The sequence below is a fragment of the Bacillus cereus group sp. MS39 genome (assembly GCF_040448665.1).
Taxonomy (GTDB): domain Bacteria; phylum Bacillota; class Bacilli; order Bacillales; family Bacillaceae_G; genus Bacillus_A; species Bacillus_A wiedmannii.
This window is the reverse complement of sequence record NZ_CP123058.1, coordinates 122,703-144,220: the sequence shown is the minus strand read 5'-3', so window position 1 is coordinate 144,220 and position 21,518 is coordinate 122,703. Positions and strand designations below refer to the sequence as shown.

Here is a 21,518-nt window from a genome sequence, read left to right as displayed (position 1 = left end):
TTTTTTAATATTCAAAAGGTAGATCTCCAGCTAATTGTACCTCTTGATCATTATGAGAAATTACTTGGCTTTTCTCTAATGCTGTATCACCTAATGAAATACCCCATGCCATTGCTAACGTTAATAGGCTACCAATAAGTAGTTTCTTCATATTCCATCACCCACATTTTTTATTTTAATATATCATGAAATTTTATCCATATCCTATGCAATTATGCATATCCATTTTTTGGTTATCTATCTACTGATTTTATCTGCGAGCGCTTCTTTATATGCATGCATTTCTAATATATCAAAAAAGAAACTTGCCTTTTTATATGCATCTTCAATCTCTGGCTCATCATACCCCAATTTTCCTAGGCATTCGCCTCTTTGATAATATAGCTGTCCAATTAATGCCATACTATTAATTCGGCATGATATTTCAATTGCTTTATTTACTTGATAAAGTGACCCTTCATATTGCTCGTCTAAGTATAATGCTTTTGCATGATTATATCTTACCTTCACGTCGAATTCTTCATTATCATGCAATGTCTCTAATTGTTTTAATATATCTTCAAATAACTCAATACTTTTCTTAAAATAATTATTTTCAGCATAAATATTTGCAATTGCATTCTCTATATAGAGATTTTGGTATACGTCTATTCCAGCTAATTGTTGGTTTAACAATTTTTTTAATTCTAAAATACAATATTCGTAATCGATTTTCTTCAATATGTAAGCTGCTACATGATATTGCCATTGAAGAAACTGCTGGAATTCAGGATGATATTCTTCCTTTTTTAGCTCATTCCATACTCTATTATAAATCTCTTTATATTTTTTTTGCTTACACAGCATAATGACTTGATCTTTAAACTGTTTTTTTCTTTCAATATCAGAATAAATAAGTACCTCATAAAAGTGAATAATGGGAACTTGTAACTTTGCTGCGATACCTTGTAATATATCCATACTTGGGTATACCGCGCCCGATTCAATTCGACTCACTTCCGATTGATGACATATGTTATCGGATAACTGTTTTTGTGTTAATCCCCTCATTACCCTAATCTTCTTAATTTCACTTCCTAATTTTTCTGCGTGCATACTTACTCACCATCCCATTATAACAATCTAATTTGTTAAGTTGTCATACCACTACCATAATGTGAATTCGACAATTTTTGATATGAAATAATGCATAATATATATAAAATTCGGCAAATTGTTCATACAATCCATCTCACATACAATAATAGATTAGTAGTTTTATAGATAAATTATAGAAAATTTGCCCGTGCCTTCGTTACATTCGGTCTTCTTTATCCTTTATCAGCAGAAGCTATTTACACCCAAGAACTAGATAAAAATGAAGTGAAAATTGAAATTGCTTAGCCTAGTTTAACGCTTTAAAAATGACACAACCTCAAAATGATACGAAAAAATATGGCGAAAAAGTATTTAAGGGGTGAAATAAATGAGGCTAAAGCTCAACAAGGGTGAATGACAACTGAAATGAATGTAGATTCCCAACCTACAAATAAAGAAATAAAAGAAAATTAAACCGAAGTTCGCCTTGCACAAACTTACAAAAACTATAAAATATATAGTCAAGATTTCATTGTAAAAGTAGATAAAAATGGAGTAATTACAACTGTTAGTGGCAAGGTTGTCCAAAATTCAGACCAATAACCTAATCTAACTATAACAAATTTTTTGTCGAAAAATGAAGTAAAATCTAAATTACGCGATATACTTCAAATTCTGAGCGATGCGACTGCGACGAAACTCTCTATTGAAATACTTGTTTATAAGAAAAAAGAAGCTTACCACTCATAGGTAAACTTCTTTTTCATATCCATCCCTTTTCTTCCGCAATTGTAATTGCCTCAATTCTATTTTTCGCATCGAGCTTCGTTAATACTTCAGAAATGTAATTACGTACTGTACCAGGTGAAAGATAAAGTGCCTTCGCAATTTCATTTGCCGTCTTTCCTTCTTTCGCAAGTAACAATACTTCTTTTTCGCGATCTGATAACGGATTTTGCTCCTGCCATAAGCCGAACATTAAATCTTGAGAAATCTCTCGCTTTCCTTTCATTACATTACGAATCGCTGCAGCTAAATCTTCACTTGGGCTATCTTTTAATAAATATCCGTGCACGCCTGCTTTCATTGCTCGTTCAAAATATCCAGGGCGCGCAAATGTTGTTAAAATCATTACTTTGCATGCTGATTTTTCTTTCTGCAACGTTTCCGCAACATCTAATCCGCTTTGAATTGGCATTTCAATATCCATAATGCTTACATCAGGTTGTAGCGATTCAATTAGTTTTAGCGCCTCTTCCCCGTTCGCAGCTTGCCCAATTACTTCAATATCATCTTCTAGATCAAGTAGGGCCCCTAATGCGCCACGAAGCATCCGCTGATCTTCTGCAATAATAATTCGAATCATGCCCTCACCTCATCTTTTCCTGTTCTAATGACAACTGGTACTTTTACTATTAATAGTGTCCCTGGATTGATTGTGCTCAGTTCAACAAACCCATCAATAAGAGCGATACGCTCTTTCATACCACGAATGCCATTTCCATCGTGGTTTTGATCCGCTAAACCAATTCCATTATCTTCTACTGTCAAAATTAATTCACCTTGTGATTCTAGTACAGAAACTGTACAACGCGTCGCCTTACTATGCTTTACAACATTTGTCACAGCCTCACGTAAACACATTCCTAAAATATTTTGTTCAATGGGTGATAACGAACTTGCACTCGTTTCTTGTTTTATTTCTAATTCAATAGTAGCAGCTTGTAAGATCGCTTTTATTTGCTCAAGCTCTTCTTCTACTGTAATCATACGCATATCAGAAATTAGTTCCCTTAGCTGCTTTAAAGCGGTACGAGATGTTTGCGTAATTTCCTTTGCTTCCACACTTGCACGCTCCGGATTTTTTACAATTAACTTTTCCACGAGCTGACTTTTTAAAGTAATGAGTGATAACGTATGCCCTAACGTATCATGAAGATCCCTTGCAATCCGCTGACGTTCTTCACGTTTTACTAAGTCTTTAATTTGCTCATTCGCTTCGTTTAATTGATTTCTTAACATCTTTTTCTGATTAAAATTACGCATTCCGAATGGTGTAAGAAGCATTAAAATAAACATTGGAACGATATTTACTAAACTTGCAGTTGTTAGTTGATTCATATTTACAAATAAAAATGCCCCAAGCATTATAACTAACAAACATAATAGCACTCGAAACACTTTCTTATTTGGTGCAAATCCCATCGCACTTGCGGTGAAAAAGCCAAAGAATATCATGAAAGGATTGTAAAATAAAGCAAATAAAAAGATAAGTACCATTTGAATACATGCCCAAAAAACGAACGTCCTCTGCACAAAATAAAGCTGACGGTATGTGATAATAAAAACTATCAACATACCGCTTCCAATTACAAGCTTCCACCCTGACGCCTGCACTAAATGGTAAATTGGAAATAACAGATACACGAACCACATATACGGGAAGAAACCCATCTGTTTCGGAAAAATCTCAATCCTCTTCTTCTCTATCATTTATACCGCTTCCTGTCTTTTTCTTATATATATTGATATTACAACAAATATAAGGAAATAACCTCCTAGTACCGCGATATTTTCCCAACCAACTGATTTTCCAGCTACAATATCCCATGCACCGCTTCCGAAGTGATATGTTGGTGTCCATTCACCAATAGATCTTAATATTTTCGGAAATACTTCGATTGGCATCCATAACCCGCCAAGAATTGCTAAACACATATTTAAAATATTGGCTAAACCAGCAGCAGCATCAACCTTTTTAATAGAACCGACTATCGATCCAAGCGCTAAAAACGGTGTTACACCTAGTAATAACCATAAACCAGCGCCCATCCATTGACCGAACGTTAACTGAACATCATTAATTAAAATACCTGCTATAAAAATAACTACGATCGAAAAAACATTTACTACTGTTTGCGAAACAATTTTTGCGGAAATGTATGCTCCCTCTGGCAGAGGTGTAATTCTCAAAAGTTGTGCCCATCCTTTTTGTCTTTCCTCAGAAAGACGCACACCGAAGCTAAAAAGTGCTGTTCCAATAATACTAAATGAAGTCATAGAAATTAAATAATGAGCTTTCCATTCATTCCCGTTCTGTGGCACTTGAATAACATTTGTGAAAATGTAGTAAAACATAACTGGCATTAATAATGAGAAAAAGATAAATAATTTATTGCGAAACGTACGTAATATCTCCATCTTACATTGCATCAAAAATGCTCTCATGCGATTCCCTCCTCCTGATTTGCGATAAACTGTTCAAATGCTTCATCAAGACTTCCACGTTCAACCGAAACATCTGTTACAGGTAAGTTCTTTTGATAAATCGCTTTTAAAGTTGCATCTGTATCTTCAGTTGTTAAAGTGAAGTGCCCTTCGTTTGACTGTACTTCGGTTACGTTTGGTAATTCTTTTAGTAATTTTGCAGGAATACTTTCCTTCGAATAAAACTTGATTGTTTTTCGTGAAATCGTCGCCTTCATCTCATCTGGTGTACCATCTGCGATAATCTTTCCACTCGCAAATAATAAAATGCGATTCGCCAATGCATCCGCTTCTTCTAAATAATGCGTTGTTAAAATAATTGTTTTCCCTTCACTTGCTAACTTTCGAATTGTTTCCCAAAACGTTCTTCGAGACGTAATATCCATCCCAACTGTCGGCTCATCTAAAAATAGCAAATCTGGATTTCCTGCAAGTGCGAGCGCAAAATTTAACCTTCTCTTTTGACCACCTGATAATTTCTCACATCTTTGCTTTCGCTCCGATTCTAATTTTGATAACTGTAGTAACGTTTCTTTCGCTACCGGATTCGTATAATAACTACGGAATAACTCAATTGCCTCTTCCACCGTAATGCTATCAATGACACTTACTTCTTGTAACATCGCACCGAGGCTATTACGAACATCTCTATGCTTGGGACTCCTTCCAAATATAGAAACAGTTCCTTCCGTCGGATCCTTTAATCCAAGCATCATCGACATCGTCGTCGTTTTCCCTGCACCATTCGGTCCAAGTAGTGCTACAATCTCTCCTTTATTCACATAAAATGAGACGTTATTTACTGCCTTTTTATATTTAAATGTTTTAGAAACACCATTTACTTCAATAATCTTTTTCATCTCTCCACCCCCGCTGTTTCTTATATTTACATTGTACGTGTTGGAAAACTTAGGAAACAGTATGATGCGTCATGACATCAATATGACAATTGTCATGTATTCCTTATGAGAGGAATCAACCTACATACCGCAAGCGAGTAGCAGGACGAAAATAAACATGATACAATCGGGTAAGATATACATTCGAGGAAGGACAGTGGTTTTCATGATTATTCGTAATGAACAAGATTTAGAAGGCTTACGAAAAATCGGCCGCATCGTTGCGCTTGCACGTGAAGAAATGAAAAAAGAAGCGAAGCCAGGTATGACAACGAAAGAGCTTGATTTGATCGGTAAAAAAGTATTAGATGAGCATGGTGCTATTTCTGCACCTGAAAAAGAATATGATTTCCCTGGTGTAACTTGCATCAGTGTAAACGAAGAAGTTGCTCACGGTATTCCAGGAGAGCGTGTATTAAAAGACGGCGACTTAGTAAACGTCGACGTATCTGCTGCACTTGATGGCTATTATGCAGATACAGGTATTTCATTTGTACTTGGAGAAGATGAAGCAAAAGAAAAGCTTTGCCAAGCAGCTGTTGATGCATTTTGGGCAGCAATGAAAAAGGTTAAAGCTGGTTCAAAGCAAAATCAAATTGGTCGTGCTGTTTCAAATTTCGCACATAAAAATGGATACAATGTGATTCAAAACTTAACTGGTCACGGTATTGGTCTTAGCTTACATGAAGCACCAAATCACATTTTAAGCTACTTTGACCCAATGGATAATGCACTTCTAAAAGACGGTCTTGTTATCGCTGTAGAGCCATTCATTTCTATGAAAGCTGATCACATTATTGAGCGCGGCGATGATGGTTGGACATTCGTTACACCTGATAAAAGCCTTGTTGCACAATGTGAACATACAGTTGTCGTAACACGCGGCGAACCGATTATTTTAACAGAAATATAAAAAATAGCCGTTTGGTAGCAGAAACCTACCAAACGGCTATTTTTTATTACTTTTAGGTATGCAAAAATTTATATAAATAAAAGGTGGTGCATCAAGGCACCACCTTTTTAACGGGGTGAGGCTGCCCAAAAGTACGGAAAACCTTTGAACAGCCTCGTATTTTCATATGGATGCCTTACATATATCACTGATGATAATTATGAAATGCGGAAACATATTTATCATCACATGATTCAAACACGAGAAAAGAAACCCTACAGTGGATTCTTTTCTCTACATAATCTAAAGTTTGGGTACACTAGATTCATGCAATGTAGGAGCTTTCCAAACAGAAAGCGAACCTTCATTTAAAATGATAGCATACATATCTCCACCAAAAATATGCAAATATGCATATAGTATTTTTTATTTCTCAATGTCAGAATATTGAAAAATAAAAAAGGTAAAGGTAAAATAAAGTCGTTATCCGTCTTCTTTTGTCAGTCAGAGAGAATAGAAGAATAGGAGAGGAAAAAATGAAAAAATCTTTAAAACAAAAAATAGTAAGCTCTTTGCTTGCTGTATCACTCGCTGTTAGCTTGGCTCCAATTGGACAAGCCAAAGCTGATTCCACGTCAGAAATCACACAGACTTCACCTATCACAAAACAAGTTGATGCAAGCCGCGCCATCGAACACATCCGTTTCTTATCCGAAACAATTGGTCCTCGCCCTGGTGGGACAAAATCAGAAGAATGGGCTTCTCGCTACGTTGGTATGCAACTTAAATCAATGGGCTATGAAGTAGACTATCAACCATTTCAAGTGCCAGATCAGTACGTTGGCTTTATTGAATCCCCATTATCCACAAAGCGTAATTGGCAAGCTGGCGCTGCTCCTAACGCACTAATTTCTACAGAAGCTGTTACAGCTCCTCTTATCTTTGTTCAAGGTGGGACAAAATTAGAGGATATTCCAAATGAAGTAAATGGAAAGATTGTTCTATTTGAAAGGGGAACAACAGTAGCAGACTACAATAAACAAGTTGAAAATGCTGTTAGCAAAGGAGCAAAAGGTGTTCTTTTATACAGTTTAATTGGTGGACGCGGAAATTATGGACAAACCTTCAATCCCCGCCTAACGAAAAAGCAATCTATTCCTGTCTTTGGTCTTGCTTATGCGCAAGGAAATGCATTTAAAGAAGAAATCGCTAAAAAAGGGACAACAATTCTTTCCCTAAAAGCGAGACATGAATCTAATTTAAAATCCTTAAACGTCATCGCTAAAAAGAAACCAAAAAACAGTACAGGTAATGAAAAAGCTGTCGTTGTAAGTTCGCACTATGATAGTGTAGTTGGAGCACCTGGAGCAAACGATAATGCTTCTGGTACAGGATTAGTATTAGAGTTAGCTCGTGCTTTTCAAAATGTAGAAACTGATAAAGAAATTCGTTTTATTGCTTTTGGTTCTGAAGAGACTGGCTTACTTGGCTCCGATTATTACGTTAATAGTTTATCCCAAAAAGAACGCGATCGAATTTTAGGTGTCTTTAACGCAGACATGGTTGCAACAAATTACGATAAAGCAAAGAATTTATATGCTATGACGCCTAACGGTTCTCCAAACCTTGTAACAGACGCAGCCTTACAAGCAGGTAAACAATTAAATAATGACCTCGTACTGCAAGGGAAATTCGGCTCCAGTGATCACGTGCCATTTGCTGAAGTTGGTATTCCTGCCGCCCTATTTATTTGGATGGGTGTCGATAGTTGGAATCCATTAATCTATCATATCGAGAAGGTATATCACACACCTCAAGATAACGTATTTGAGAACATTTCACCTGAACGTATGAAAATGGCATTAGAGGTTATTGGTACAGGCGTCTATAATAGCCTTCATTCCACCGTAAAAACAGGAGAGAAAGCCGCTTAATACTATTTCAAGCCACCGATTAATCGGTGGCTGTTTATTAAGAAAAAATGAATATGCATAAAAGCATATTCATTACATGGTATTATGGTGTATAATTAAAATCGTAATATATAAATAAAAGATATCAATCACATAGCATTATGTAGAATAAAAAATTTAAATACTATTGATTACATCTAATGAGAAGGTTTTTCAATTATAAAAAGGTGCTCTTGCAGTTGTGTTAACTTGAACTTCAGGAACTACTGCCTTCATTCCTAAAATAAACGTTGCATCAGCTACTCAAGAACAAAGCTTTACAATATGCTATTTCTAAATTAGCCATAAAAATGGCTATGCATTCATCCAAAACTTAATGAAACATAGCATTGACCTTAAATTACATGAGATACCACGCTCTAAGCTTATGGTCCAATGATAATGGGCTTCTTAAAAACGGTTTTGTTATCGTTTTAGAGCCACTGATTGAGTCCACCTTGAAATTGTTCCCTTTTTTCTATAAAAAAAAACCCTTCAGGCTGCATTCTTCCCTTCACCTTATTGTGAAGTGTTTTTGAATACTTACCTAAAGGGAGCAATATCAATAGTAATTTTTTAATTTGTCAGCTACTCAGTTTACAGTGTAATCAATAATCTAAAGCTTTTTTATTATTTAATTCGCTGACGAGCGAGTAGGATTCCACCTAAAAGGAACAATACCATACCTCCAAGAATTGAACTCATTCCTGCTGATGTTCCTCCTGTGTTAGGAAGTAATGTTGGCTTATCATTTTCTGTAGTAGGTGGAACTTTTGAATCGCTATTGTTGCCTGTATTTGTGTTTGGATTTTTCGGATCTGTACTTGGATCTTTTGGATCTGTGCTTGGATCTTTTGGATCTGCGCTTGGATCTTTTGGATCTACATTTGGCTCGTCCTTGATTTTTGTATTTGTGATGTCATAACCTTTTACTTTGGATTCATACCCAGCTACTGGTTGTTCCTTCACTTCATACTTGTACGCTACTCCATTTTCATCGTATGCTTGGAGCTTTTCAAACGTGTACTTCCATTCTGTTGCCGCTGTTACTTCTTTTGTGTCTACTACTTTACCGTTTTGTAGTAAGTCTACTTTAATCGAACTTGGACGATCTGTTGCATTGTTATCGTTCCACGTTTTTGTTCCTTCTACTTTTGTTTCGCCTACTTTTGTATTCGTGATGTCATAACCTTTTACTTCGGATTTGTATCCGTCTACCGGTTGTTCCTTCACTTCATACTTGTACGCTACTCCGTTTGCATCATATGCTTGGAGCTTTTCAAACGTGTACTTCCAGTTTGTTTCTGCTGTTACTTCTTTTGTGTCTACTACTTTACCGTTTTGTAGTAAATCTACTTTAATTGAACTTGGACGATCTGTTACATTGTTATCGTTCCACGTTTTTGTTCCTTCTACCTTTGTTTCGCCTACTTTTGTATTTGTGATGTCAGTACCATTTACTTCGGATTCATATCCTGCTAATGGTTGTTCTTTTACTGTATACTCGTAAGCTTTTCCTTCCGCATCATATGCTTCTAAATCTGTGAATGTATATTTCCAACCCATTACTGCGAATACGTCTTGTGTTTGAATCACGTTCCCGTTTTGTAGTAAGTCTACTTTGATCATTGTCGGACGGTCTGTTGCATTTCCGTCTTTCCACGTCTTTATTCCTTCTACTTTTGTTTCGCCTACTTTTGTATTCGTGATGTCATAACCTTTTACTTTGGATTCATATCCTGATACTGGCTGTTCTTTCACTTCATACTTGTATGCCACTCCGTTTGCATCGTATGCTTGGAGCTTTTCAAATGTGTACTTCCATTCTGTTGCCGCTGTTACTTCTTTTGTGTCTACTACTTTACCGTTTTGTAAAAGATCTACTTTAATCATTTCCGGACGATCTTTTGCGTTATCGTCTTTCCATGTTTTCGTTCCTTCTACTTTTGTTTCGCCTACTTTTGTATTTGTGATGTCAGTACCATTTACTTTGGATTCATATCCTGATACTGCTTGTTCTTTCACTTCATACTTGTATGCCACTCCGTTTGCATCGTATGCTTGGAGCTTTTCAAATGTGTACTTCCATTCTGTTGCCGCTGTTACTTCTTTTGTGTCTACTACTTTACCGTTTTGTAAAAGATCTACTTTAATCATTTCCGGACGATCTTTTGCGTTATCGTCTTTCCATGTTTTCGTTCCTTCTACTTTTGTTTCGCCTACTTTTGTATTTGTGATGTCAGTACCATTTACTTTGGATTCATATCCTGGTACTGCCTGTTCTTTCACTTCATACTTGTACGCTGCTCCGTTTGCATCGTATGCTTGGAGTTTTTCAAACGTATACTTCCAGTTTGTTGCCGCCGTTGCTTCTTTTGTATCTACTACTTTACCGTTTTGTAGTAAGTCTACTTTAATCGAGCTTGGACGATCTGTTGCATTGTTATCGTTCCACGTTTTTGTTCCTTCTACTTTCGTTTCGCCTACTTTTGTATTCGTGATGTCATAACCTTTTACTTTGGATTCATATCCAGCTACTGGCTGTTCTTTCACTCCATACTTATATGCCTTACCTTCTGCATCGTAAGCTTGGAGCTTTTCAAACGTGTACTTCCAGTTTGTTTCTGCTGTTACTTCTTTTGTATCTACTACTTTACCATTTTGTAAAAGGTCTACTTTGATCATTGTCGGACGATCTGTTGCGTTATTATCGTTCCATGTCTTCGTTCCTTCTACTTTTGTTTCGCCTACTTTCGTATTTGTGATGTCATAACCGTGTACGTCAGATCCGTATCCCGTTACCGGCTGTTCCTTCACTTCATACTTGTACGCTACTCCATTTTCATCATATGCTTCTAAATCCGTGAATGCATATTTCCAGTTTGTTGCCGCTGTTACTTCTTTTGTATCTACTACTTTACCATTTTGTAAAAGGTCTACTTTAATCGAGCTTGGACGATCTGTTGCTTGGTTATCGTTCCACGTTTTTGTTCCTTCTACTGTCAATTTCGCTACTTTTGTATTCGTGATATCAGTACCACTTACTTTGGATTCATATCCTGCTACCGGTTGTTCCTTCACTTCATACTTGTATGCCACTCCATTTTCATCGTATGCTTGGAGCTTTTCAAACGTATACTTCCAGTTTGTTTCTGCTGTTACTTCTTTTGTATCTACTACTTTACCATTTTGTAAAAGGTCTACTTTGATCATTGTTGGACGATCTGTTGCGTTATCGTCTTTCCATGTTTTCGTTCCTTCTACTTTTGTTTCGCCTACTTTTGTATTTGTGATGTCAGTACCATTTACTTTGGATTCATATCCAGCCACCGCTTGTTCCTTCACTTCATACTTATACGCTACTCCATTTTCATCATACGCTGCTAAATCTTTGAATTCGTATTTCCAGTCTGTTGCTTTGTTTACCTCTTGCGTCGCAATCACTGTACCATTTTGTAAAAGGTCTACTTTAATCATTTCCGGACGATCTTTCGCGTTATCGTCTTTCCATGTCTTTGTTCCTTCTACTTTTGTTTGACCTACTTTTGTATTTGTGATATCAGTACCACTTACTTTAGATTCATATCCTGGTACTGGCTGTTCTTTCACTTCATACTTGTATGCCACTCCGTTTGCATCGTATGCTTGGAGCTTTTCAAATGTGTACTTCCATTCTGTTGCCGCTGTTACTTCTTTTGTATCTACTACTTTACCGTTTTGTAAAAGGTCTACTTTAATCATTTCCGGACGATCTTTCGCGCTATCATCTTTCCATGTTTTCGTTCCTTCTACTTTTGTTTCGCCTACTTTTGTATTTGTGATATCAGTACCACTTACTTTGGATTCATATCCTGCTACCGGTTGTTCCTTCACTTCATACTTGTACGCTACTCCATTTGCATCATATGCTGCTAAATCTTTAAATTCATATTTCCAACCTGTTGCTTTGCTTACCTCTTGCGTCGCAATCACTGTACCATTTTGTAAAAGGTCTACTTTAATCATTTCCGGACGATCTGTTGCGTTATCATCTTTCCATGTCTTCGTTCCTTCTACTTTTGTTTGACCTACTTTTGTATTTGTGATATCAGTACCACTTACTTTGGATTCATATCCTGGTACTGGCTGTTCTTTCACTTCATACTTGTACGCTACTCCGTTTGCATCGTATGCTTGGAGTTTTTCAAACGTGTACTTCCAATTTGTTGCCGCTGTTACTTCTTTTGTATCTACTACTTTACCGTTTTGTAAAAGATCTACTTTGATCATTTCCGGACGATCTTTCGCATTATCGTCTTTCCATGTTTTCGTTCCTTCTACTTTTGTTTCGCCTACTTTTGTATTTGTGATGTCATAACCGTTGATTTTGGATTCATATCCAGCTATCGGTTGTTCCTTCACTTTATACTTGTACGCTACTCCATTTGCATCATACGCTACTAAATCTTTGAATTCATATTTCCAATCTGTTACTTTGCTTACTTCTTGCGTCGCGATCACTGTACCATTTTGTAAAAGGTCTACTTTAATCATTTCTGGACGATCTGTTGCGTTATCGTCTTTCCATGTCTTCGTTCCTTCTACTTTTGTTTGACCTACTTTTGTATTTATGATATCAGTACCACTTACTTTAGATTCATATCCTGGTACTGGCTGTTCTTTCACTGTATACTCGTAAGCCTTTCCTTCCGCATCATATGCTTCTAGATCTGAGAATATATATTTCCAACCCATTACTGCTAGTACGTCGTGTGTTTGAATCACATTCCCGTTTTGTAGTAAGTCTACTTTGATCATCGTCGGACGGTCTGTTGCATTTCCGTCTTTCCATGTCTTCGTTCCTTCTACTTTTGTTTTGCCTACTTTTGTATTTGTGATATCAGTACCACTTACTTTGGATTCATATCCTGGTACTGCTTGTTCTTTCACTTCATACTTGTACGCTGCTCCGTTTGCATCGTATGCCTGAAGTTTTTCAAACGTGTACTTCCAATTTGTTGCCGCTGTTACTTCTTTTGTATCTACTACTTTACCGTTTTGTAAAAGATCTACTTTGATCATTTCCGGACGATCTTTCGCGTTATCGTCTTTCCACGTTTTCGTTCCTTCTACTTTTGTTTCGCCTACTTTTGTATTTGTGATATCAGTACCACTTACTTTGGATTCATATCCTGGTACTGCTTGTTCTTTCACTTCATACTTGTACGCTGCTCCGTTTGCATCGTATGCCTGAAGTTTTTCAAACGTATACTTCCAATTTGCTGCCGCTGTTACTTCTTTTGTATCTACTACTTTACCGCTTTGTAAAAGATCTACTTTGATCATTTCCGGACGATCTTTCGCGTTATCGTCTTTCCATGTTTTCGTTCCTTCTACTTTTGTTTCGCCTACTTTTGTATTTGTGATATCATAACCATTGACTTTGGATTCGTATCCATCTACCGGTTGTTCTTTCACTTCATACTTGTATGCTTTTCCATTTGCATCGAACGCTACTAAATCTTTAAATTCATACTTCCAGCCTGTTTCTTTGCTGACTTCTTGTGTCGCAATCACTGTACCGTTTTGTAGTAAGTCTACTTTGATGGCTTTATGCTCTTCCTCTGTGCCACCTTTCCACGTCTTCGTTCCTGCAACTGATGTCTTGCCTACCTTTGTATTCGTGATATCATAACCATTGACTTTGGATTCGTATCCGTCTACTGCTTGTTCTTTCACTTCATACTTATATGCTTTTCCGTCTGCATTGGTTATCGCCAAATCTTTAAATTCATATTTCCAACCTGTTGCTTCGCTTACTTCTTGCGTCGCAATCACTGTACCGCTTTGTAGTAAGTCTACTTTAATCATCGTTGGACGACCTTCCGCATTTCCGTCCTTCCATGTTTTCGTTCCTTCTACTTTGGTTTTTTGTACCACTTTTGTATTTGTAATATCATAACCGTTTACTTCTGTTGTGTATCCATCTATCGGTTGTTCTTTTACTTCATACTTGTACGCTACTCCATTTGCATCATACGTTGCTAGGTTGTCGAATTTGTATTTCCAACCATCTGCCGCTGTTACTTCTTTCGTGTCTACTACTTTCTCATTTTGTAGTAATTCTACTTTGATTGAACTTGGACGATCTTTCTCGTTATCGTTTTTCCACGTCTTCGTCCCTGCAATAGATGTAGTTTTCACCTTATTTGAAATTGGCAACTTAACTCCATTTACAGCATCTGATTTAACTTCAAAAATTACTTTTGCTTGAGGATCGAAATCAACATAGTCTGGAGCTGAAACTTCTTTCACATAATATTTACCTGGTTGTAAATTAGGGATTTCAATTATCCCTTTTTCATCTGTTTTATATACATCTCCAACTTGTTCATCAGGCTCTTTATACAACTTAAACGAAACATTTGGGATTACTTTTTCTTCATCCCCTTCAATATGCTTCACAATTTTTAGTGTTCCTTTTGGAGTCACGTTACCTTCAGCACCACCGCCAGCTGTCATATTTTCGACTGGATGAGTACCCGATTCATTAACTGGTTCCTTGTTTAGAACTTGGTAATCAATCGTATAATCATTCTTAAAAAACTCTTGCTTCTTCCCAGCTTCCGTTATAGTAGATGTATAACCAATCGAAAAGGAGGCAAGACGCGCTTTATCCTTATTAAGCACAACTTTAAATGATTTGTCTCCAGTAAAGGTAATCGTTCCGTAACCTTGCTTTTCAAGCTCTTGTAGCGTTAAAGATCGACGACCTATATAATCATCTACAATTATATAGAAACTATCCTTATTAAGTGTTTGACCTTCCTGTAAATTATCAGTCACAACAATATCACGACTTAACTCTTCTTTAGCCAAGTTTATATTCAAGAACCAACGTACTTCATCGCTCTTACCTGAGTTCATATCACCAGTTTTATAAAAAAATGGTGGCTTTCCAGGATCTGTACCCCCACCACTGCTTGGGCCGGTAATTGTTACAGATTGCTTATCTACATTTGTACCGAAATTGGTTTCAATCTCTTTCTTTTCATCCGTTCCTACATTAGCAGCTTCCACAAAAAAGTTTAAATACCCTTTAATATTTTGATGTGTACTCACTTTATCATTAAATGTACATACCACAGTACCTGCAGTGACTTTACAAGTACCATAATCATCTAATAGAAACTCTGTATTTAATCCTTTTAATTCTGGAGGCAGTGTTAATGTTAGTGTGTCTCCAGACTTCAGCTTAAGACTATCTTTTTCACTGAAGTTTATAGTTACTTTAGTCCGTTGTCCGATAGAAAGATCTGTTTTATCAATCTTAAAACTATCCACAAGTCCTAATGTATTTAATTCTTGTGCGTTTGCTACTATAGGTAAAAGACTCTGACCTATAGTAAACATGAAAATCATTATAATCGAAAAAATAGAAGTTATTCTCTTTAAATACATACTTTATGTTAGCCTCCTCATAATTTAAAATATAAATAGTTTCTGGTACAAACATGTTATGATGAAAATTCTATTATCCAACTATTTCACCTACGTATTTTTAATAGCTATTATGATTTCTCTTCCCCCCTTCACTACTACTTAACAACTTGAAACTTGATTTTTTATAAGTGTATCTAACATTTTCGACACGCCTACAATTATGTACTTTTGACCTATATTTTTTAATAGGAACATAGATAAACTTTGACAAAAAAGTTTAAATAATAAATACATATAGGCGACAGATACTGGAATACATTTAAAATCAGGAAAAAATGATTTAAAATGCATTCCAGACGAAACTCATGACAACCATTCTTCTTTTTGTGCCTTAGGGATTATAAAATGATTATTCTATGTGTAAAAGATTTTAGTGCGGGCAAATATAGACTAACTACTTCACAGCAAATATGCATCCTATCAACTTCCATACTTATCATTCTGAAAAATAACGAAAATTACGGATTATAGTCGCACTCAGCATACCAGCAAAAAAGCTTATAAATGTGGAACGAGTTAAAATACTCATATTTTACAGGATATCATTAGAAGATAAGCTTTCTGTCATCATAAGTACGGCTGACAATGTCCATGTATTAAAACATTTGATATTTAGTTAAATACCGAAATAAATTGATGCAAAAAACATTTTAACATCAGCGCTATATGATTAAAATATTACGGACGAAGTATTATTTGTCTATGAAGATAAAAGAAATATTCTCCAAATCTGAATAAAGTGAAACAAGTTTGGGGGTAACTAAAAACGATTGTGATTTTCAACTGATTTCATGTGAATTTTGCAGAAATACGGGAATCAGTCTTTTCATTTTTGGAGTATATAAATGGGTGTCGAGAAAAAGGGTTTCTCCTGATGGATCTGATTCTAGAGCTATGTCAAAAAATTAAAATAAACCTACATATCATCTATCCGCTAAAAATTTTTAATTTCTTTACGAATAATAAAATATTTATATATACTTATATAAGTTTATGTATTAATATATATATATATAAATGATGTTAAATCAAAAATAAGAGTTGTATATCTCCTCATTATTTTTATCGAATCTAAAAAATCAAGTTGATTAGCACCAAATCCTTGACTCCTTAAATAAGAAGTTTTGAGGATTACCTACTCAGTTGTTAGATAGATTATAATTTTAAGTACACTTACCTTGATTGTAATAACATGATTTAAAGCAATTACAACATTCCCTATTAGCATTTCATCAATAAATAATACAGACATGCCTTTTTTCGTAATTCCCCCAAAAAAACAACAAATTTTTTCCATAGTCTATTATTCTAGAATTGTTACCAAAAATCAATAGTTAATTGTTGCTCCCCATTTTTACTTCATTATTATAAGGCATCTTTAGGTTAACCAATTATCCTATTTTACATATCATATTCTGGCTAAGGTTGACCACCCTCATATAATTCTCCTTAATTTACACAACATTATATGTTTAGGTTTTTCAGAAAAAGCCACCTTTCTTTTAAAAGTGATAACATCTATATCCTCATTAAAAATATACAAATAATTCAGGTTGCACTTTTCTATTTCTCAATACAAATTAATTTTTTTAAAAAAACAGATATAAAGCCTTTATCCGTCTTCTTTTGTCAGTCCAAAAGAAAAAAACAATTAGTTATAACAAAAATCACCTACTTTAAAGTGGTGATTTTTTATTGAGAAAATACATATATGCATAAAAGCATATTTCCTCCTGCTCATTATCCTATACAATATTAAGTGTAACAAAAATGATTACAACTAATAAGGAGGTTTTTTCTACTATGAAAAAAATGATTTTAGCCAGTGCTTTAACTTTAGCAGGAATTACTGGCGCTACCGCTTTTATTCCTGAAACAAAAGTCGCTGCTGCCACTCAAGAACAAAGTTTTACAAAATTTTATTCTTTACAAACTGGAAGTAGTTCTGAACAAGAACCTATTTTCCTTCAAAAAGGACAGGAACTAACAATTCAACCTAACAGTAAAACTCCTAGTTACAGTGTTTATGACTCAAGTCATAACCTTATTGGGCGCTATTCTGATGGTTACGGCCGAATTTTCACTGCAAAAACAGATGGAAATATGTATGTTCAATTTCATGCACCTTTCGTTTACTATAGTCCTGTTAGCTTTTCCGTTACGTATACAATCCAATAAAATAAAGGGCCTTTCTCAAGGCCCTTTATTTTATTTCCCAATTCACTTTTACAAAACCATCTTTCACCAATACACCACTTATATTAAATACATACTTTTCATTTGCCTTTAATGTAGCTTTGAAAGTACCTTTTTTCGATTCACAGATCTCTTTTAACTCTCTTATACCTTCTCCTTGTCTTTCATACAAGCTAAAGCATAAATTCCCACGTTTTGCATCTGTCTCATAAGAAAATGTTACTTCTGTATCTTTCGCATACTCTAGTTCAATATCTTTCCCAGCAATATCCCATGATAAGAATTTTGCCTCGTAGCTGGTCTCCCCTTTCTTCTCATTTTCTAAATATATATCACCAGCTCTCCACATATCATCTAACGTTTGAACGAAAGCAAAGCCGCTCAGTAATACAAACATCGTACTTGCAAATATGACAACTAATGTTATCTTTTGTTTTTTCATAGCCTTCATCGTATGTTCTCCTTCTATTTTCTTGTTACTTCTTCGTATCATATATAACAAAACTCCAATAAAAAATGGTAATACAATCGCTATAACACTCCACCACTTACTTATCCCACGCGTTTTCGCATCTGTATACACCCATGATGCTACACATACTAAAAGTGCTATAAAAGTTAAAAGCATTGTAATCCCAGCTATCTCAAATACTACAAATGGCTTAGCGAACTCTATCATGTAATTTATACTCCTTCTTTAAAAATGACTGTATGACAACATATATAGGAACGTATAGATGCATCATAATCACACTTGCTATCAACATAGGGACTTTATGATTCAAATGAGTGACAAACTGCTCCATAACAATTGTTAATAAAATAATCCAAATCGCATGAATACAAATAACCCATCTTTTCTCTAATTTTCGAGCATTTCGTACGCTCTGTTTCGTATTATTTATCAGCTCTTCGCTTGGAATCATGTCTTCAGCTAAGCTGCTCCTTATCTTCTGATCAAACTTATCTTCCGTCATAAACGAACCCCTCCAAATGTTCCCGCATTTGCTTCTTCGCATAATTAAGGCGGTATTTCACCGTACCAATCGGTATATTTAATATTTCGCTCATTTCTTTATAAGAGTATTGTTCATAATAGTAGAGTACGAGCACGGTTTTATATTTTTCATTCAATAGCTGTATAACTTCCCGTATCATTTCCGCTTCCACTTTTTGAATAAATTCTTCTGATATATTCACTTCATCTGCGAAATCGATTTCTCCACCATCCTCTTTATGAAACAAATCCAATACGCGATCTTTCCACCTTTTCTTCTTACGATAAAAATCATAAAACGCACGAACACAAATTGTAGTAATCCATTTTTTATAATTTTCCACGCAAGAAAGCTGGTGCCGAGAGGAAAAAACTTTTATCCAAGTCTCTTGAAAAATATCTTCTGCATCTTCTTTCGTTTTCGCTAATTTATAGCATAAGGAATATATTTGCTGCTTATATATATCAATTAATTCTTCTACCTTTTCTTCCATCGGAAACCTCCTGTCATTTATATAAGACGACGCAAATTCTCCTTTTGTTTGATAAAATTTTATTTTTTTATTATCTCCATACAAAAAGGCAATCACAACATCGTGTGATTGCCTTTTACTGAAAGCGAAAAATCGGCTTCGCTTTTCTTAATTACATTTTTTCTGGTGCAGATACTCCTACGATTGCTAATGCATTTTGAAGTGTAGTGCGTACTGCTTTCATTAACTCATAGCGAGCTTTACTTAATTCTAAGTTATCTTGGTTTAATACTTTTTCTGCATTATAGAAGCTGTGTAATGCTGCTGCTAATTCAAATGCATAGCTTGTAATGCGGTGTGGCAGACGTTTTTGTGCTGCATCCGCAACTACAGCTGGGAATTCACCAAGTTTTTTCAGTAACTCTACTTCTTTCTCCGAAGTAACAAGCTTGTAATTCACGTCTCCGCCTGCAGCTAGTCCTAACTCTTCACCTTGACGAAGGATACTGCATACGCGAGCATGAGCATACTGTGCATAGTATACTGGGTTTTCATTAGATTTTGATACAGCTAAGTCCATATCGAAGTCTAAATGAGAATCACCGCTACGCATTGCGAAGAAGTAACGCATTGCGTCCACGCCTACTTCTTCCATAAGCTCACGAAGTGTAACTGCTTTACCTGTACGCTTACTCATCTTCATTTTTTCACCATTTTGGTACAGTTGTACCATTTGGATGATTTCTACTTCAAGTGTTTCTTTATCGTAACCTAGCGCTTGAATAGCAGCTTTCATACGAGGAATGTAACCGTGGTGATCAGCACCCCAAATGTTGATTAACTTATCGAAACCACGCTCTAATTTATCACGATGGTAAGCGATATCTGGCGTTAAGTATGTGTAAGAACCGTCGTTTTTAATTAATACACGGTTTTTGTCGTCACCGTAAGTCATAGAACGGAACCAAGTTGCACCGCCTTCTTCAAAGATCTCGTCACGCTCTTTTAATACTGCAAGTGCAGCATCGATTTTTCCGTTTTTGTATAATGATGTTTCTGAGAACCATACATCAAACTTAACACGGAAGCTTTCTAAGTCTTTTTGAAGTTTTGCTAACTCATATTTTAAACCGTATGAACGATAGAACTCATAGCTTTCTTCAGCATCAGCTTTTGCATAACGATCGCCAAACTCTTCAGCTAAACGCTTACCGATTCCAATGATGTCCGCACCATGGTATCCGTCTTCTGGCATTTCTTTCTCTAGACCTAAAGCTTGCATGTAACGAGCTTCAACAGAAAGAGCTAAGTTATGAATTTGGTTACCAGCGTCATTAATGTAGTACTCACGAGATACATCGTATCCTGCTTTTGCTAATACGTTACATAAAGTATCACCCACTGCCGCACCACGTGCATGTCCTAAGTGAAGGTCACCTGTTGGGTTCGCAGATACGAACTCAATTTGTACTTTTTCACCTTTACCAGTATTCGTTTCACCGTAAGCTTCGCCAGCGTTAATGATTGTTGGGATTAAGTCTGTTAAGTAGCTATTATCCATGTAGAAGTTAATGAAACCAGGTCCTGCGATTTCAATTTTTTCAATAGAAGCTTTTGCTTTATCGAAGTTTGCAACTAATTCTTCTGCAATCATACGAGGTGCTTTTTTCGCAACGCGTGCAAGTTGCATTGCCATATTTGTAGAGAAGTCACCATTTGTTTTATCTTTTGGAGATTCTAATACAACGTTTGGAATCTGTTCTTCTGTCGCTAATTCTGCCTTTAATACAGCAGCTTGAATTTCTTCTTTAATTAATCCTTTTACTTGTTCTAAAGAATTCATTATTTTGCCTCCTTCAAATTAAGTGTAATTGTATATCTGCCAGCTTCTTGTTCACTTAGAAGCAATGCGTACGTTAAGAAAAGTTGTCCTTTTTTCTTTTCATCCGACCATTTAAAAAGAACATTATCAGTTTTCGTTTGCAATGCAAACGTACCAAGTTCACTCGTATACGTACCAGTTGTCCATTCACCTTTCACATGCGTTTGACGCATTGAAACAGCACCTGAACGCATAATGAGAACTTGTTCATCTTGAATTTTAATAATTGTTTTCACTTCGCCCTGTTCGTTCGGCTCTTGGAATGTTACATATGTACCTTGACCTTTTACATAGTATTGACCATTTGCTTCAAAAGCAACGGTTTCCTTCCTCGCCCCTTCACGGATTTCTGTTACGAAATGAACGTGTACCGGCAAGCCTGCAAGTTGTTTCTCCACGTC

General features: G+C 35.8%; 15 protein-coding genes and 1 pseudogene. 4 read left to right on the top strand and 12 right to left on the bottom strand.

The features are described 5' to 3' along the window. Positions 1-4: 4 nt before the first annotated feature. Positions 5-151 carry a quorum-sensing peptide PapR gene (locus QEP67_RS00680; protein WP_000734732.1) on the bottom strand — a complete coding sequence of 49 codons (147 nt, stop codon included), beginning with the start codon at positions 149-151 and terminating at the stop codon, positions 5-7. 86 nt (positions 152-237) lie between these two features. Then, entirely contained in the window at positions 238-1,095 is an 858-nt protein-coding gene (gene plcR, locus QEP67_RS00675; protein ID WP_000542915.1) for a transcriptional regulator PlcR, read from the bottom strand. A 408-nt stretch (positions 1,096-1,503) separates the two neighbouring features. Between plcR and QEP67_RS00670 the strand changes: the two are divergent. After that, positions 1,504-1,827 (top strand): annotated as a pseudogene (locus QEP67_RS00670) (bacillolysin). A gap of 13 nt (positions 1,828-1,840) precedes the next feature. Here QEP67_RS00670 and QEP67_RS00665 read toward each other — a convergent pair. The 4 genes from QEP67_RS00665 to QEP67_RS00650 are packed head-to-tail and all read right to left on the bottom strand — an operon-like array spanning position 1,841 to position 5,204. After that, positions 1,841-2,443: a response regulator transcription factor gene (locus QEP67_RS00665; RefSeq protein WP_000619265.1), complete on the bottom strand. Its 603-nt coding sequence runs from the start codon at positions 2,441-2,443 to the stop codon at positions 1,841-1,843. Beyond that, entirely contained in the window at positions 2,440-3,570 is a 1,131-nt protein-coding gene (locus tag QEP67_RS00660) for a sensor histidine kinase (RefSeq protein ID WP_000570627.1), read from the bottom strand. Before QEP67_RS00660 ends, QEP67_RS00665 begins: the two co-directional genes overlap by 4 nt. Continuing rightward, entirely contained in the window at positions 3,571-4,305 is a 735-nt protein-coding gene (locus tag QEP67_RS00655; RefSeq protein ID WP_001201067.1) for an ABC transporter permease, read from the bottom strand. It abuts the gene before it with no gap. Beyond that, positions 4,302-5,204, bottom strand: a complete 903-nt coding sequence (locus QEP67_RS00650; RefSeq protein WP_064473163.1) for an ABC transporter ATP-binding protein — start codon at positions 5,202-5,204, stop codon at positions 4,302-4,304. The genes QEP67_RS00655 and QEP67_RS00650 overlap by 4 nt, the downstream gene beginning before the upstream one ends. 157 nt (positions 5,205-5,361) lie before the next feature. Here QEP67_RS00650 and map point away from each other — a divergent pair, with 157 nt between their 5' ends. Next, the gene (gene map / locus QEP67_RS00645) at positions 5,362-6,156 is read left to right on the top strand and encodes a type I methionyl aminopeptidase (protein ID WP_002108936.1); all 795 of its coding nucleotides are present in this window, start codon (positions 5,362-5,364) and stop codon (positions 6,154-6,156) included. A gap of 515 nt (positions 6,157-6,671) precedes the next feature. Then, entirely contained in the window at positions 6,672-8,069 is a 1,398-nt protein-coding gene (locus QEP67_RS00640; RefSeq protein ID WP_000749135.1) for a M28 family metallopeptidase, read from the top strand. Between the two features lie 648 nt (positions 8,070-8,717). Here QEP67_RS00640 and QEP67_RS00635 read toward each other — a convergent pair. Further along, entirely contained in the window at positions 8,718-15,527 is a 6,810-nt protein-coding gene (locus QEP67_RS00635) for a Cna B-type domain-containing protein (RefSeq protein WP_353706495.1), read from the bottom strand. A 1,845-nt stretch (positions 15,528-17,372) separates the two neighbouring features. Here QEP67_RS00635 and QEP67_RS00630 point away from each other — a divergent pair. Then, positions 17,373-17,747, top strand: a complete 375-nt coding sequence (locus QEP67_RS00630; RefSeq protein ID WP_000738236.1) for a hypothetical protein — start codon at positions 17,373-17,375, stop codon at positions 17,745-17,747. Between the two features lie 25 nt (positions 17,748-17,772). Here QEP67_RS00630 and QEP67_RS00625 read toward each other — a convergent pair whose 3' ends face one another. The 5 genes from QEP67_RS00625 to QEP67_RS00605 form a co-directional block, all read right to left on the bottom strand. Next, positions 17,773-18,444: a hypothetical protein gene (locus QEP67_RS00625; RefSeq protein ID WP_000568887.1), complete on the bottom strand. Its 672-nt coding sequence runs from the start codon at positions 18,442-18,444 to the stop codon at positions 17,773-17,775. Next, positions 18,428-18,742: a hypothetical protein gene (locus QEP67_RS00620; protein WP_000133818.1), complete on the bottom strand. Its 315-nt coding sequence runs from the start codon at positions 18,740-18,742 to the stop codon at positions 18,428-18,430. The genes QEP67_RS00625 and QEP67_RS00620 overlap by 17 nt, the downstream gene beginning before the upstream one ends. Continuing rightward, positions 18,729-19,256 (bottom strand): RNA polymerase sigma factor, encoded by a 528-nt coding sequence (locus tag QEP67_RS00615; protein ID WP_000391645.1) that lies wholly within the window; start codon positions 19,254-19,256, stop codon positions 18,729-18,731. Before QEP67_RS00615 ends, QEP67_RS00620 begins: the two co-directional genes overlap by 14 nt. A gap of 151 nt (positions 19,257-19,407) precedes the next feature. Next, positions 19,408-21,078: an arginine--tRNA ligase gene (gene argS / locus QEP67_RS00610; protein ID WP_064459791.1), complete on the bottom strand. Its 1,671-nt coding sequence runs from the start codon at positions 21,076-21,078 to the stop codon at positions 19,408-19,410. Next, positions 21,078-21,515, bottom strand: coding sequence for a DUF1934 domain-containing protein (locus QEP67_RS00605; RefSeq protein ID WP_000414868.1), 438 nt, complete (start codon positions 21,513-21,515; stop codon positions 21,078-21,080). Before QEP67_RS00605 ends, argS begins: the two co-directional genes overlap by 1 nt. Positions 21,516-21,518: the final 3 nt, after the last annotated feature.

Coding starts and splice junctions, on each gene's coding strand:
- QEP67_RS00680 (WP_000734732.1), bottom strand. CDS start 151: ATGAAGAAACTACTTATTGGTAGCCTATTAACGTTAGCAATGGCATGG.
- plcR (WP_000542915.1), bottom strand. CDS start 1,095: ATGCACGCAGAAAAATTAGGAAGTGAAATTAAGAAGATTAGGGTAATG.
- QEP67_RS00665 (WP_000619265.1), bottom strand. CDS start 2,443: ATGATTCGAATTATTATTGCAGAAGATCAGCGGATGCTTCGTGGCGCA.
- QEP67_RS00660 (WP_000570627.1), bottom strand. CDS start 3,570: ATGATAGAGAAGAAGAGGATTGAGATTTTTCCGAAACAGATGGGTTTC.
- QEP67_RS00655 (WP_001201067.1), bottom strand. CDS start 4,305: ATGAGAGCATTTTTGATGCAATGTAAGATGGAGATATTACGTACGTTT.
- QEP67_RS00650 (WP_064473163.1), bottom strand. CDS start 5,204: ATGAAAAAGATTATTGAAGTAAATGGTGTTTCTAAAACATTTAAATAT.
- map (WP_002108936.1), top strand. CDS start 5,362: ATGATACAATCGGGTAAGATATACATTCGAGGAAGGACAGTGGTTTTC.
- QEP67_RS00640 (WP_000749135.1), top strand. CDS start 6,672: ATGAAAAAATCTTTAAAACAAAAAATAGTAAGCTCTTTGCTTGCTGTA.
- QEP67_RS00635 (WP_353706495.1), bottom strand. CDS start 15,527: ATGTATTTAAAGAGAATAACTTCTATTTTTTCGATTATAATGATTTTC.
- QEP67_RS00630 (WP_000738236.1), top strand. CDS start 17,373: ATGAAAAAAATGATTTTAGCCAGTGCTTTAACTTTAGCAGGAATTACT.
- QEP67_RS00625 (WP_000568887.1), bottom strand. CDS start 18,444: ATGATAGAGTTCGCTAAGCCATTTGTAGTATTTGAGATAGCTGGGATT.
- QEP67_RS00620 (WP_000133818.1), bottom strand. CDS start 18,742: ATGACGGAAGATAAGTTTGATCAGAAGATAAGGAGCAGCTTAGCTGAA.
- QEP67_RS00615 (WP_000391645.1), bottom strand. CDS start 19,256: ATGGAAGAAAAGGTAGAAGAATTAATTGATATATATAAGCAGCAAATA.
- argS (WP_064459791.1), bottom strand. CDS start 21,078: ATGAATTCTTTAGAACAAGTAAAAGGATTAATTAAAGAAGAAATTCAA.